The sequence below is a fragment of the Grimontia sp. NTOU-MAR1 genome (assembly GCF_035758505.1).
GTDB lineage: Bacteria > Pseudomonadota > Gammaproteobacteria > Enterobacterales > Vibrionaceae > Enterovibrio > Enterovibrio marinus.
Map to the genome: position 1 here is coordinate 40,503 of NZ_CP142109.1, position 15,586 is coordinate 56,088.

Sequence of the window (15,586 nt, forward strand, 5' to 3'; positions counted from 1 at the left end):
CCAAGCTCCTACTTTCCGTCTGCAACACACAAAACTCGCAGAATTCCTAACTACACTTACTGGGTGACCCCGTCTCAAATTATCAACACCCGTTGGCAGGCCAAGAAAAATTTCGAGAAAGCTATGAACAAGAAGATCACCTCGACATTCTCCCGCTTGATTACCATGCCTGTCCTTGGTCTGGTTATAGGGGTATTGTTTACGACTATGCTGGTTGCCGCTGCATCGACTAACGCATCTGCCGACTCAGTTGCCAAGCAGGTACTTTACATTAATGCCTTCCACCGCGGTTATGGTTGGAGCGATGAAATTGAGAACGGCATCCAAGATACATTTGATGCATCCGGCTCCAATATCGAACTTTCGATGGTTTACCTTGATTCCCTAAGATATCAGGGAGAATCTATCAGTGAAAAACTCGCTGAGTTATTAGCGATTAAGCGAGTCGCTAATTCAACAGACTTGGTCATTACATCTGATAACGCTGCTCTCGATTTTGCCCTACGCCATCAAAAAGTGCTCTTCCCAAGCCAACCCATTATTTATACCGCACTGAAAGATTTCCCTGCCGGGCCATTGAACACGGCCATCAACTCAACAGGGATTTCAGAATATATAGATTACAAAAATGCCGTAGACTTGGCGTTGTCGCTTCAAACTGATGCAAATGCAATCGTATTTGTCGGCACAACAAAAGAAAGTCATAACCAACGCGTTGTCGATATCGTCAGGGAAACGGTGCTGCCCTCCTACGCCAATGTCATTGATACCGGAATCATCGTCGACAAGTCTATTGAAGCCCTAGACGAAGAGTTGAGCCAATTTCCTCCAAACTCATTGGTGTTTCTGTTGAGCAATACCCTACCCAAATCAGATGGCACAGAGTACAGCCCGGCAGAGACAGCAAGACTACTCTCTTCAATCACACCCTTTCCTGTTTACACTTATTGGCACTCGCACATCGGTCATGGCGCCATTGGCGGCCAGATAGTGACGGGGTATAGTCAGGGCAAGGCTGCAGCTCAGCTCGCACTTGAGATCATGTCAAAAGATGCAGCGACACCCCTTCCTTCTGCTAAACCCGCACCCGCGTCTCTATTTTTCGACCTTGAGTCTTTGGACAAACACGATATATCGCGTGATGCCTTGCCTGAGGGCACCCGCTTTATTAATTATCAGCCTCCTATTTGGCAGGAATACAAAACCGAAGCCTTAACGACTTTGGTGATCATTTTTGGTCTGGCCTCCTTGGTACTCGGTTTCTCACTGTTAACCAAACGACAAAGCGAGACCATCCACCAAATCAGTGATGAAAATGTCGAACTGAACCATGCATTGGATTTAAATCAGGAAGCGCTTGATGATGTCACTCACCAGTTAGAAGAAGTGAATCCAATTGATCAGCTGACGGGACTGAGTAACTTCCGACACTTTAATGATATGCTCGACAAAGAACTTCGCCGAGCCAGTCGCTACAAGACGCCAATCAGCCTGCTGACCCTCTCTGTCGACCAATTTGAAGGCTACAAGTCTGCTGAAGGTGAAGATAAGACCAATAACGTGCTGACTGACATTAGTCGGGTCATCTCTGAAACCTGTCAGCGCTCGTCAGATGTGCTCGCTCATTTGGCGAATGACAAATTCGCCATCATCCTCCCACATACAACGCGCGAAAACTCTCATATTGTTTGTCAAAAGATTCACGACAACTTACGTGTGAAGAACCTACCCTTCATTCTATCTAGCACTGGCGCGATCACGCTCAGCATTGGTTTATCTTCACTCGAAGCAAGCGGTGAGCGAATCAATCCGCAGCATATGTTCAATACCAGTGAAATGATGCGAATCGATGCAGAAAGACAAGGCGGAAATAATACACGCTCTGACATTATCGCCACACACTCAGAACCACGCTCTTCAAACAGCGGTTAAACTTTCAACGTGGGCTCCCTTTCACTCCCCGATAGCACCAATCATCATGATATTGGTGCTTTTATCGCATCTTACTTTCGTTATCTCATATTTGAGTTAATTTGGCTGCGTTGGTTGTTTTTCCTTATTTATTTTACGGAAAAGCTACTGTGCATCCGAAATACCTTATCGAAAGGCGCACATGTTTTATGCTGCGCCTCTTTTTTAAGCCCCATAAAAAGAGCATCTCTACCTATAAAAATAAGTCGGGAATCAAAATTCTCGATCATCTTCACCAATATAAGGACGATAGGGTATTTCACGGAAAAACAATAAAAACTAACATTGTATTTGTTAGGAAAGATAGAGCACAATGAACCCTACAATCTCATACTTTGAGCGCGCGCGCGTTCTCATCGTCATCGGAATTTGTTCAGTAATTGCCTACATGACAGGCTTCATTTTCGGCGGCGCATTTTATTACCACTTGGCCATTTCGCTCGGCTACGGTGCGTCTTTCAATTGGTTGCACATATTTCTAGCAAGAAACTTCCCCATATGGTCTAACCCCTTAAGGACCGCTGTGTCCGTCAGTATTGGCTCGATCATTGGCACCATGAATATGCAGCTTTGGATATACCAGTATCGAGGGTCCTGGCGAACAGAGTTTCTGCTGCCGACGCTGATATTCACCGTCTCTGTCGCGATTTTCACTGCCTGTTTTTTCTTCATGCGTGATCGAGCAAGGCAAGCGGAAAATGATCTAAAAGACGCGAAGCTCCGTCAAGCCGAACAGGAAAAGGCACTGATAAACAGCCAACTTAAAAGCCTGCAAGGCCAAATGGAACCTCACTTTCTATTCAATACACTGGCTAACATCCAGGTACTCATAGATATCGATGCTCCCAAAGCCAAAATGCTGCTCGAGAAAATCACTGATCTGCTTCGCGCCAGCCTTAAGCAGCAGCGTAAAGATACAATTTCGCTGCATGATGAACTAAAGCTACTCGACAGCTACCTTTCCATTCAGCAAATTCGCCTTTGTGACCGGATGGAGTTTGAAATAAAAGTCGATACCTCTATCTCAAAACAAACCCGGATTCCTCCATTTCTGATCCAGCCTGCAGTCGAAAACGCTGTGGTACACGGTATTGAGCCATCGGTGAAAGGGGGATACATCCAAATCAACTTTTCAAGACAGGAAGACATGCTTACCATCGACGTTTCCGATAACGGCATTGGTTTCAATGAAGGTTCTAAAGGAAATGGTGTCAGCATGAAGAACGTGAAAGAACGCCTTTCAACGCTATATGGAGAGAAAGGACGACTTAAACTCATTCCCCATCAAGGAGGGGGATTCACGACAAGGATTTCATTTCAATGCGAGCAATAATTGCAGATGACGAGCCCATTCTCCGTCACCATTTGAGCAGGCTGTTAGGCACCGTCTCTTACGATATAGATGTCGTTGGCAGTGCTAAAGATGGTATCGAGGCACTGGATCTCATTAAGACTCTTCAACCAGATGTGGTGTTTCTTGATATCAGAATGCCAGGATTGGATGGATTAGAAGTCGCCAACTTACTCAGTGAAATGCAAACACCACCCCGTATTATTTTCGTAACCGCTTACGATCATTACGCCATCGAAGCGTTTGAACACGGCGCGATTGATTACTTAATCAAGCCTATTGATGAAAAACGCCTCAACAAAACCTGCACTCGCCTAAAAACTCGCACTAAACCAACTCTGAATGCGGACGAATTTACCCAAATTCTTTCTCATGCTCAGGAAAAACGTTCTGCACCGCTCACATGGCTGAAAGCAGCTAAAGGTGAAGATATCCACCTTATTCACGTCGATGATGTAGAATACTTCCGGGCAGAGGATAAATACGTCACAGTGGTCACCAACGACTCTGAATACATTATCCGCACTCCACTTCGGAACCTTTCTCAGGTGCTCTGTGAAGAAACTTTCTGGCAGATTCACCGCTCAGTCATCGTCAAAGTGTCCGCCATCAGACGAGTTTTCAAGGACATCACTGGAAAAATGGTCGTTGAAGTCTCATCCAACCAAAGTCAATTACCAGTTAGCAGAAACGCTCACTCTCTGTTTAAGCAAATGTAGAATACATCCTAGGGTCTGTTGACCTTTGGTGGTTAAATTTTGTTCTCGCTATAAGCGTTTTAGGCGCGGCGAGGTGTGTGCTGCCTAGTCATTCTAAGCAAATACACCTCAACAAAGCATAAAACGCTTAGAGCAGAACCCTTCGGGCAGCGTTTGTGGGGAATTTCTGCTGCGTTATCAGCTTCTCATGTAGGCCAGCTACACATCGAAGCCTCTGCCTTGCATAAAATCCCCACAAACTGCTGCAAAAATCATCACCAAAGGTCAACAGCCCCTAGCAACCTGAAGATACAGGATTCAGTGAGGTTGATTGGTGTTGTGATCGCGGCGTTCCTTCCCAGGCGCGGTCAACTTCGTCAAAAAGGAACAACACAGACCACGGCTTCAGTCAACTCGCCCGAAGGGAGGCCCTCAATACGAGCATCTTCAGGTCGTTTGGGTATATTCACCAATCACTTCAAATCCTCCAAATGCGGTTTATCAGTCAATATTGCATTTGGTCTCATCGCCCTTTTCTTTCTAATGATGTGCTGTAGTTTGACAACCTGAAACAACGTCAACCCTCAGGAGAAATGCAATGAACATTAAGGACAATTGGCTGAGCCGCATCGTGCTGTTTAGTATTGTCGTATTCATTACGGCAACTCCGGCCTGGTTAAACCAGGTAAATGCCGGGCCCATACAAAAGACGCTTCAAGACGCCTTCATGGATGCCAGCAAGGGTAACAGTGATGCAGGAGAGCACGTTCTCAGTGCCGTTGAAAGCCTACTCATTCAGTACCCAGAAGATGCGTTACTCACCGCTTATTACGGCAGTGCCATGTCAATGAAAGCACGTGACGCGTGGTTTCCTTGGAACCGACAGAAGTTTTCCAAAATCGGTGTCGACTCACTCAATAAATCTCTAAACCAATTATCAGCTGAGTCGTTTAATAAACCTTATTACGGGCTCAATGAAGGGCTTTACATACAGTCGCTTGCTGCCATCACCTTCATTAGCCTGCCCGAATCAATGGACCAACGTGAACGTGGGTTTGCCATGCTTAAAGATATGATGGCGTCAGAAGAGTTGGGCTACTACCCATTCGGCCCTCGAGCCTGGATACATATTGATGCGGTGAAAGCTGCGATCAATATGGAAGACCAAAGCACTGCTGCCAAATGGGCGAATGAAATGCAGCGCCTTGCTCCTACCCACCCCTACACACAACAAGCGCTTGAGTTGGTGGAAAAATAACCAGCTTTTCTCAAAATACGCAACTTTCTGCCCATCGCGGTGGTCTATATTCCAAGACCTTAAGCTCCTAAGACGAGGCGATGTCATGTCCGCTCGAATTTTCCCCATTTTCTTTGTTCTCTTACTCGCAGGTTGTGCAAAGAGTGTCTATACCGACTTTGACCAACAGTTCCCTTATCAAGAAATCGAGACCTACGATATCGCCGCGAAGTCATCGACCTCTCCTATTTCACTGGATGACAGCCGCATTGAACGTGCTCTGGAAAGGGAAATGGCGATAAAAGGTATTGAGGAAGCGAAAGTGGCTCCAAATGTCACGCTACGATATTTCGTCCAGCCAAAAACGGAAGCTGTCGCATATGGACCCTCCTTCAGCTTTGGATATGGTACCGGTCGATTTGGCGCTCGCTATGAAACACCTGTAAGAATTGAAGAGAGAGATTACGGCCAATTGGTTGTCGAGATGGTCGACAACCAAAGCAATCAGGTTGTATGGCGCGCTGTGTCTAAACGAAAACTGACTGATAGCATGACACCTTCAAGTAAGAATGAGTTTATCAACGAGCAGGTAAAAGACATGTTTGCAAACTTTCCTCCTTCAAATGGCGAATAGCAAACCAGTTTACATCAACTTTTATGCGCTCTTACCCATTGATTTACTCTACGTCCTATTTTAAACACCCAACCTCACTACTACTGCTGCTCGAAGTAACGAGCAGCAGAGTATTAGCCTCCACCATCTAAATCTCAGTCTTTTGTTTCAAGAACTTCTCGTAATAAAAGACTTTTTAATAAAATCCACATTTAAAACCACATTTATAAACATCTTAATATTAGGTAACCGATTACAAATATGACTTAAGTCATACAATCATTCAAACAGAGATACAAATAATCCATTCGATTCAATTATTTAAGTAAAGTCATTCAAAATAACCTTTACAAAGTAGCGTTTATTAGATTGACATCACGTATTACGCCGATAAACTACCGCGCCGTTTAACCGATAGAATCAAACAACCTGAAGATGCAGGATTCAGGTTGTTTGGGTATACATCGGGCGCATTTTTCTTTGTTATTGAGGTGTAAAATGGCGGCGGACAATAACTACGGTCTGGAACCAGTCCCACAGTCAGCTCGAAAGGGCATCCTATCCCTGACGATGGTCATGCTGGGATTAACCTTCTTTTCAGCGAGCATGTGGACAGGAGGAACGTTAGGCACTGGCCTTTCATTCAATGATTTCCTCCTCGCAGTTCTCATCGGTAATCTTCTCCTCGGTATTTACACTTCCTTTCTTGGTTATATTGGCGCTTCTTCCGGTCTCTCTACTCATCTTCTTGCTCGATTCTCTTTCGGAACCAAAGGCTCCTGGCTTCCTTCTCTCATTCTCGGCGGTACACAAGTTGGTTGGTTTGGTGTCGGCGTTGCCATGTTTGCCCTTCCCGTCCAGAAAGCAACGGGCATTGATACCAACATCCTGATTATAGTCGCCGGTCTAGCCATGACCGCCACCGTATATTTTGGCATTTCTGCCCTTATGGTTCTCTCTGCCATCGCTGTTCCTGCTATTGCCCTTCTCGGCGGATACTCAGTCATCGAAGCTGTCGACAGTCTGGGTGGTATCGAAAAACTTCAACTCATCTCTCCTGAAAATCCAATGTCATTCTCAACCGCACTGGTTCTGGTGGTTGGTTCATTCATTTCGGCAGGAACACTGACCGCAGATTTCGTGCGATTTGGTAAGAGTGCAAAAGGCGCTGTCGTTGTGACCATGGTGGCATTCTTCATCGGCAACAGCCTGATGTTTATCTTTGGTGCAGCTGGCGCGGCAGCAACAGGTCAGTCAGACATATCAGAAGTGATGATGATGCAAGGGCTGCTCATTCCAGCAATCATTGTGCTCGGGTTGAACATCTGGACAACCAACGACAACGCACTTTATGCATCAGGCCTTGGCTTTTCCAATATTACCGGCCTATCAAGCAAGTACCTTTCCGTTGCCAACGGTATCATTGGTACCCTGTGTGCACTTTGGCTCTACAACAACTTTGTAGGCTGGCTGACCTTCCTTTCAGCTGCGATACCACCGATTGGTGGTATCATCATCGCCGATTTCATCAAGCACCGAGCGCGATACAAGAACTTTGCAAACGCAGAGTTTAAAACCGTTAACTGGGCAGCGATTGGTGGTGTGGCCGCTGGTATTGCGGCTGGTCACCTGCTGCCAGGTATCGTGCCTTTGAACGCCGTATTAGGTGGTGCAATCAGCTATCTTGTACTGGATATGCTAAACGATAATAGAAAGACTGAATCTGCTCGCGTGTGAGCCAAAGAGGAAACCTCAATGTCAGCATCTCTACTGATTAAAAATGTTGTTATTCGCGGTCAGGAAACGCCTTCACAAATCCTGATTGAAGACGGCGTTTTTCGCGCCATTGAAGACAACGGCGCTGAGCTGAAAACAGATGCAACCGTGATTGACGCAGAAGGTGGTATGGCCCTACCACCTTTCTGTGAGCCTCACATCCACCTAGACACCACCCAAACCGCTGGTGAGCCAAGCTGGAATATTTCAGGCACCTTGTTTGAAGGTATCGAGCGCTGGGCTGAGCGCAAAGAGATGCTGTCTATCGAAGATGTGAAAGCGCGTGCAAAACAAACCCTGAAGTGGCAAATCGCTAATGGTATTCAACACGTCCGCACCCACGTTGATGTGTCAGACCCTACCCTGACCGCATTGAAAGCCATGATTGAAGTGCGTGAAGAAATGAAGCCTTGGGTTGACATTCAAATTGTGGCTTTCCCGCAGGAAGGTATTCTCTCTTACCCAAACGGTAAGGAGTTACTGGAAGAAGCCGTAAAAATGGGTGCAGACGTCGTGGGTGCCATTCCACACTTCGAGTTTACCCGCGAATACGGTGTGGAGTCACTCCACTATGCGTTTGAACTGGCACGTAAATATGACCGCCTTATCGACGTGCACTGCGACGAAATTGACGACGAACAATCGCGCTTCGTAGAAACCGTTGCGGCGCTAGCGCACAAATACGAAATAGGCCACAAAGTGACGGCCAGCCATACCACGGCAATGCATTCATATAATGGTGCTTACGCGTCTCGTCTGTTCCGTTTGTTGCGCATGTCAGGCATCAGTTTTGTCGCTAACCCCTTGGTAAACATTCATCTGCAAGGCCGTTTTGATGACTATCCAAAGCGCCGCGGTATTACCCGTGTCAAAGAAATGCTGGCAGCAGACATTAACGTTTGTTTTGGCCACGACGATGTATTCGACCCTTGGTATCCTCTCGGTACTGCCAACATGCTGCAAGTACTGCATATGGGACTACATGTCTGCCAAATCATGGGTTACGACCAACTGAACCAATCGCTGGACTTGATAAGTCACCACTCAGCGAAAACCTTGACCATCCAAGACAACTATGGCGTTGAAATCGGCAAACCGGGCAACCTGCTGATCCTTCCTGCAGAGAACGACTTTGATGCACTGCGTCGTCAGGTACCTGTTCGCTACTCTATCCGTGCAGGTAAAGTGATTGCCGAAACTCAACCAGCGACCACCTTACTCCACTTGGAAGACGCTGAAGCCGTTACTTTCAAACGTTGATGAAAAGCCCCGCAGATGCGGGGCTACTATTCCTTTTTGATGGAGATGCCTACACCTACAAAGGACGGTCACGATCGCAACGCCAGTCAAACTCACTGAACGCTGCTGTTTTTAGAACGTTTGCGTGTATTTTCTCCATTAAGAATCAATTCAACTCATCAAATCCATTCAGCTCCAAAGGCGTACCTCCACTCTTAGCGTCCTGGGCGACTGCACCGTAGAGCTTTCCACCTTCGAAATTCACCGGCAGCGGACCGATAGCCACCGTTTTCGAGCCCGCGGGTGTAACAGATATCACGGCTTCCCCGGGCATAAGACCAACACCTGTGAGGGTTTGCTTGTAGGCAAAGTTGCTGATCGTCGGGCTTGCATTGGAAATGTCATCCGTCGGAGTGATGTAAATATCAACGGTTCCAGCAGAAACTGAGCCATGCACCAGCGATACTTTAGCTTCTGTGGCAACTTTGCGGCGGTCCTCTTCGAAAGGCAGTAACTCAATATCAAACGCATCAGAAGCATCTACCGAACCTAATACAATCGCGTTATAGAATTTCCCTTGCTCAAGCGACACAGGTACGTTCTTCAGTACATCTGCACTCAGTGAAGGCACATTGACGGTCACATCCTGTGTGCCTGCGGGAGCCTGTAGGAAAGGAGATTCATTTAAATAATTCAGGTCCGCAATTGTAGGCGTTGAGCTATCGTTCAGTAACACGTTGACTGCAGGTGCATCTGCGACACCGTGAACTGCCCGCAAATCTGCACCTGTGGATTGGTCAAAGATCACTGAAGACCCAGAACCAGATGCAGCAACCAAAACCACTGGTGATGTTGTGTTACCACCATAAATATTCGGCGCAGCAGTCACCAACAAATCAGTCCCCGATGTAAGTGGTACCGTTCCGCTATCAAACACGACCGTTTTAGTTCCTTCAGGCGTAATTCGAATTCGGTAATCACCGGCAGGAACAGATAGTTGGTCGCTAAATTGGCGATAGCTCAGCGTCAACGTTGGCGATGCAGAGTTAACATCATCACCCGGCGCAGTCACATACACATCCACAGCAGGAACAGCAGGTGACCCATGTACAGCCTGTATCCTGACATAACCATTCGCAACCGCAGAATCTGAATTTTCGACAACCAAGACTTCCAATGTATTGTCGGCAACGCTTCCCAAGGCTATCGCAGAATAGTTACGTTCAGCTTTCAGGTTGTAATCTTCCGTTAGCACTGTTGGTGTCGTCTGGTTGGGCAGTTGAGCATTCACTTTTACCTTGTAGTTTTGCGAATTCACCTTTTTGAACCCGCTGCTATCGCCGTAATCCAGACCTTCAACCAAAGCTGACTGGTTGGCTAACACATTTACTTTTGGCGCATCAGCGCCAGCATGTATAACCCTGAGCGCAGATTGGTTGTGGGAGTTCCCACTGTCTCCTCCCCCACAGCCAGACAGTGAAAAGCCCAAAATCACATACATCGTTATTTGCCATCGTTTCATCTCGTCACTCCTCTTTTTTTTAACGAGTGACAAAGTTACCCAATGGCATACGGAACGGATCAGAAGGTAAATTCTGATCGTTTTTGGAGACAAATATCGATGAAAGGACAATGTGCAGTAGGAAGTGATCTAGAATACACTAACTATTTCTAGCTCAACCCTTTGTAATTTAAAACAACTTCAAGTTGCTAAAGAATTTATCTATGCGTAGCTAATCATTCATCACGAATCACTAAAAGAGTCATTAGTTTATTTTTGTCTCTAGCACGAGACAAAACTCGCAAAATAACATCACTATTTTTGTGTGAACTCAGCTTAAAATCACGGCCACTTTCCTGTACAAAAAGTCAGCGTAAGCATCTAATTATATATTCACATTACCTACTGGTAATGGTAGACAAATATACGATCAGACAAAGTTGGTGACATGCTTCCACAAATTATTATTCTCAACGGAACAGGCAGCGCCGGTAAAACCAGTATTGCCAAAGAGCTCATTGAACACTTGCCTCGCCAATACCTGAACTTCAGTATCGATAGCGTGCTTTATGCGCTCCCTCCTTCCGATTTGAAAGCCATGATGGAAGGCAAAGCTATCTTCCGCAAAGGTTATAGCTACCCCACTCTGGTTGAAGGCTATCATCAGGCTGCGAAAGGTCTCGCGACAGCAGGTTGCTTTCTAATCCTCGACAACGCTTGGACAGTCGACGAAGAAAAACGAAACCTGCTGGCCGCATTGGAAGGCTTCACAGTATGTATCGTTGGCGTAAAATGCCATCTTTTGATTGCGGCTAAGCGCGAAAAAGAGCGTGGAGATAGAGCGATTGGACTGGCTGAAAGTGAATTTAATCACGTACACCAGCACCTGCATTACGATATCGAACTTGATACCACAAGCCAGTCACCCGAAGAGGTGACCAGGACGTTGCTTAAATGGCTGGAAACTAACCCAACATTGCTCGGCGCAAAGCACAGCTATAAAAGGCTCAATGCGCGTTTGAATCCAGTCCAAGGATGAGTAAACGCAAACCTATCTAATCCTTTCGATAGCTGGCTGAAATAGAAAGCCTAATACTCCTCAAGGCAAGCGCCAGCATCGAAAGCAAACTAAACCATCCAAGACTGCCGCCACCTCCGCCACCTCCGCCACCGGAAGATACATTATCCTGCGAAGAATTTTGTGATAGCGACAAGGTTGCACCCTCGAATGCCTGCGAACCATACACCATCACATAGTAGGTACCTGATGACAGTTTTGATAGCGAGCAGGACTCCTGATTTGAATTAGAAGTAGATCGACAATCATACGCTCCCGTTGTCGGTGCAGCACCAGAGCGCACATACAAGTCTGCATCCCCCAAACCACCACTCAACGCAACCGTCACTCCGCCGCCAGACATTGGCGTTGCTGACATGGCAGACGCACGGTTTGCAGCAAGCACACTCGCATTCGAAATGTTGAAGGAATAATAAACGGCTTCGCCTTGCAAACCCTGAATATTTGAGATTGGCGCCGAGGTATCAATCGGATCTGCGCGCTCTTCAGGCGCTTGAGAGCTACTTTCTTGTGTCAAAGAAACGGTTATCCCCGAGAACGCTGCATAACCATGAAGCATCACAAAGAACTCATCCCCCGGGCTACCCTGAGCAATACAGCTTTCGTTATTGCCGTAGTAGTAGGGCCGGCAATCGTAATCTGATTGCGAAGGCGTACCGCCTTTTTTCACGTAAAGGTCGGCGTCACCGGAACCGCCATACATTCTGATCCGCAAACTACTGCCATCATCTGGCAATGTGAAACTGTAAAACAACTCATCGCCACGGGCACCTGAAATGCTTGAAATAGACCCACCCACGCTTACTACCTGTGGTGGAGCTTGTGAAATATTGAGCTCAATAGCAGCACCCGAGTATGCGCTTTGACCTACCACCAGCACTTTGTATTCGCCAGCACCTTGAAGAGTGACATCACATGATTCATTGTTGTCCGACGTCGTCGAAGCACAGTCGTAATCTGTCGTTGTTGGCCAGCCATTGAATTTCACATACAGATCCGCGTTACCGGATCCTCCGCTAAGGGAGACAGACGCAGAATCTGTGTTGCCTGGAAGTGAGAAGTAGTAGTGGGTCTGTGAACCCGCGTCACCGCTCGTGTTGTTAACAGGAGCGCCGCTGGTCAGTTCGGTAGTATCAAGACAAGCATACACACCAACCTGACTGAAAGCATCTACTACATCGTTGGTGTTGTAGTCCAAATCATCTGCTGCCCTCACAACACCACACCCCCCTTCATCGAACGAAGAGTCTGGCGCCCAGTAAAGCTTATTCGCGAAAGCGAACGCTGCAAAAGCCTTTCTTACATCCCATCCAGGCTTGTTAGCAAGCAAGTAGAATGCACGGTTGAAAACACCGCTTGAGTAATGCACATCCATGCCGGCGTAGTATTGATTTGCGTGATCGATTGAACGACCATCATCGGAAGGGGTTTCAAAATAACGTAATGCCCCGGCGACTTTGTAAATCGCACGGCCCACCTGCCAATCCACACTTCCCTTCCAATAATATTCGGCCGCTTCACCCGCAATATCAGAAAAGGCTTCATTGATGCCGCCAGACATATTGGAATATATGAGATCTGAGTTTTGGTCAGTGAAGCCATGGCTCACTTCGTGCGCAGACACATTGACATCAACCATTGGGTAAAAGCGATACCTACCATCACCAAAGGTCATGGATGAACCATTCCAGAACGCATTTTCATAGTTACTGCCGTAGTGAACACGCATCACCAACTGGAAAGTCAATGGCGACATATTCAGCCAATCACGATACATGTCGAACACCAAATTACCGAAAAAGTGCGCATCATTGAGAGGTGAGTAAGCGCCATTAATCGATTTGAAGGTATTAGTGTTGTTGGCATCATTACAGTTGTAAGAGAACGCTGACGAACCCGATGTGCCATGGTTCAGGTTCACTGTTTTTACATTTGCCGTTTCAAGTGTACAAGTCGACCCCACTTTGTTGATTTTCAAGCTCGCGTAGTCCGTACCAAACAGATACTGTCCTGTTTTCTCATTTCCACCAGGGCCACTAGCCGCGTCTTCGACATGCGCAAGGCCTTCCCAAGTTTTCAGTATTTCACCTGTTTTTGCATCAATATAAGCACGGGGGCGAGTCGGTTTTTTGGCTGGGAGAAAGAAACTTACCTCGTAGACCAAGCGAGGAGAGCCCTGCTCATCGAGCCAGACGAAAAGATCGGATTTTTCGTTTTCAGGAATCAAAATCTCAGCAGCAGGCGCGTTGATCAAGTACTGATCTTTTAGGATTTGGAGCGCGCGTTGGTGGCTCATTGAAGGAGCGACGGAAGAGATACTGCTACTGAGCGCAGAGACTTTCAGGCCACGGGCATTTTTGTACTGGCTGTTCTCACTGTCCGAAACTACGCGACCTTTTCTGACGGGCACACCCTGATAGTACTGCTGATGTTTAACCTTCACTTTGCCGTTAGGCAAAATGACCGTTTCAGAGGGGTAAAAACCAGTTTTTGACGAAGATAAACTACTTCGCATTGCCGCTGCTTCAGGTGTATTTTGAAGCACCGAGTCATCTGCCTCAGTAACCTCGGCAGCATTCCCTTTTAAAAACAGAAAATTAAGAAAAATAAAACCAAAAAGGAATAGCGCGCGACGAAGCATTGTCCTCTCCAATAGTTTCAACCAGAAATATACGTATCACCCACGGATAATCATGGTTGAGAGTTAATTATTGATAAAGGGAAAATGGATATTTTTTGATCCGAATGATCCATTATTGAGACGAAAAAAGTAAAGGGATAATTTCAGCCAAATTAAAATCATCGTAGTCAATAAGTTATGCTTTAGAAGAGAGGCGTATATTTGCCGGCTCGAGAGACCCAGGTTTGTAAATGTGAGCGACAGGCAAAAAATCAGACGTAAAAACCGTGAGACCAATCCGTTTCAGGTAACAAAAGCGCACACTGTTCAAATATAAGGCTAAAGCAATTAACTTTTCGCTAACTGACGGAAATTATGAAAGAAATAAACGAGTTTCTCTATTGCGTAGCGTAAGGTGAGTGTTTAGTGTTGTAACCGGATGGAATACGCCATACTGCACGTATCGAACGAAGTCAAAAAAACAATCAGGATATTTTTGTGGAACAATTAGAGTTTCTTGTCCCCTTTTTTACGGAACACAAATTTCTTTTAACCCTCGTTGTGATCGCCGTTTTCATGCTGATCCGCCGCTTGCTAATCAAAGTCATTTGGGGCGATTCAAACTTCCTGAGTGAAGAGCAGCGTAAATGGATTTCCCGTACCAAAAACGGCTCATTTACCGTGCTGTTACTGGTGACGTTTTTGGTTTGGCGCTCTGAAATCAACGAGTTCGCGCTGTCACTCACAGCGATAGCCGTTGCAGTAGTTGTCGCTTCAAAAGAAATCATTCTTTGCTTCACCGGTTCAATCCAACGCGCCAGTTCCCGTTCATTCCAAATCGGCGAATGGATCGAAGTCGGCTCCCTTTGCGGCGAAGTGATAGAGCACAATCTAATGGCGACCAAAATCCAGGAAATCGACCTACACCATGGCACCTATAACTACACTGGAAAAACCGTCACTTTCCCAAACAGCCTGTTCTTTACGACGCCGGTAAAAAACCTGAATTTTATGAAGCGCTATGTTTATCATGAGTTTCATATCACGGTAAAAGAAACCGCAAACCTCTACCCACTGGTGCCAAGTCTTTTGGCGAAAATCGATGATCATAGTGAAGATTTTTATGAAGTGGCAACCCGTTATAACCACGTGATTGAACGCCACGCCGGCGTTGACCTTCCAGGTGCAGACCCACACATCAACGTGACATCAACAGAGATGGGCGACCCACAGGTGCATGTTCGCATCTTCTGTCCTACAGAGCGTGCGACAGAATTGGAACAACTTATCCGCGAAGATTTCATGACCATGTACTGCGAAAGAGTCCTAAAACAACCGCCTGTCACGTTTGCCGAAGATTTGCTGACAGATTCCGACTCTAACGCGCTACATTGCTGATAACCCTTCCAGTTTTATCGACAAAAGGCTGCCTATTTTAAAAGGCAGCCTTTTGCATTTCCCGACCAAATTTTTCAACTTTGTTAAATCCCCAAGGTAAAAAT

11 protein-coding genes are annotated in these 15,586 nt (G+C 46.4%); 9 read left to right on the forward strand and 2 right to left on the reverse strand.

What is annotated here, in order from left to right; translation table 11 throughout:
• The first annotated feature begins 123 nt into the window (after positions 1–123).
• The 7 genes from VP504_RS18135 to VP504_RS18165 all read left to right on the forward strand — a co-directional run bounded on the left by VP504_RS18135 (position 124) and on the right by VP504_RS18165 (position 8,906).
• Positions 124–1,932, forward strand: a complete 1,809-nt coding sequence (locus VP504_RS18135; protein ID WP_325894834.1) for a GGDEF domain-containing protein — start codon at positions 124–126, stop codon at positions 1,930–1,932.
• A 352-nt stretch (positions 1,933–2,284) separates the two neighbouring features.
• On the forward strand, positions 2,285–3,304 hold the full coding sequence (locus VP504_RS18140) for a sensor histidine kinase (RefSeq protein ID WP_325894835.1): 1,020 nt from the start codon (positions 2,285–2,287) through the stop codon (positions 3,302–3,304).
• Complete coding sequence (locus VP504_RS18145; protein WP_325894836.1) at positions 3,292–4,041, forward strand: LytR/AlgR family response regulator transcription factor; 750 nt, start codon at positions 3,292–3,294, stop codon at positions 4,039–4,041. The genes VP504_RS18140 and VP504_RS18145 overlap by 13 nt, the downstream gene beginning before the upstream one ends.
• Positions 4,042–4,618: 577 nt before the next feature.
• On the forward strand, positions 4,619–5,278 hold the full coding sequence (locus VP504_RS18150; RefSeq protein WP_325894837.1) for a hypothetical protein: 660 nt from the start codon (positions 4,619–4,621) through the stop codon (positions 5,276–5,278).
• Positions 5,279–5,363: 85 nt separating this feature from the next.
• Positions 5,364–5,891, forward strand: a complete 528-nt coding sequence (locus tag VP504_RS18155; RefSeq protein ID WP_325894838.1) for a DUF4136 domain-containing protein — start codon at positions 5,364–5,366, stop codon at positions 5,889–5,891.
• 477 nt (positions 5,892–6,368) lie between these two features.
• The gene (codB, locus tag VP504_RS18160) at positions 6,369–7,607 is read left to right on the forward strand and encodes a cytosine permease (protein ID WP_325894839.1); all 1,239 of its coding nucleotides are present in this window, start codon (positions 6,369–6,371) and stop codon (positions 7,605–7,607) included.
• Between the two features lie 18 nt (positions 7,608–7,625).
• Positions 7,626–8,906: a cytosine deaminase gene (locus tag VP504_RS18165; RefSeq protein ID WP_325894840.1), complete on the forward strand. Its 1,281-nt coding sequence runs from the start codon at positions 7,626–7,628 to the stop codon at positions 8,904–8,906.
• Between the two features lie 145 nt (positions 8,907–9,051).
• On the opposite strand, the gene VP504_RS18170 is transcribed toward VP504_RS18165, so the two are convergent.
• Positions 9,052–10,407: a DUF4397 domain-containing protein gene (locus tag VP504_RS18170; RefSeq protein ID WP_325894841.1), complete on the reverse strand. Its 1,356-nt coding sequence runs from the start codon at positions 10,405–10,407 to the stop codon at positions 9,052–9,054.
• 427 nt (positions 10,408–10,834) lie between these two features.
• On the opposite strand from VP504_RS18170, the gene VP504_RS18175 reads away from it, so the two are divergent.
• Positions 10,835–11,425, forward strand: a complete 591-nt coding sequence (locus tag VP504_RS18175) for a chloramphenicol phosphotransferase CPT family protein (protein ID WP_062714484.1) — start codon at positions 10,835–10,837, stop codon at positions 11,423–11,425.
• Between the two features lie 16 nt (positions 11,426–11,441).
• On the opposite strand, the gene VP504_RS18180 is transcribed toward VP504_RS18175, so the two are convergent.
• Positions 11,442–14,105 (reverse strand): M4 family metallopeptidase, encoded by a 2,664-nt coding sequence (locus VP504_RS18180; protein ID WP_442788928.1) that lies wholly within the window; start codon positions 14,103–14,105, stop codon positions 11,442–11,444.
• A 477-nt stretch (positions 14,106–14,582) separates the two neighbouring features.
• Between VP504_RS18180 and VP504_RS18185 the strand changes: the two genes are divergently transcribed.
• On the forward strand, positions 14,583–15,482 hold the full coding sequence (locus VP504_RS18185; RefSeq protein WP_325894843.1) for a mechanosensitive ion channel family protein: 900 nt from the start codon (positions 14,583–14,585) through the stop codon (positions 15,480–15,482).
• The last annotated feature ends 104 nt before the right edge of the window (positions 15,483–15,586 follow it).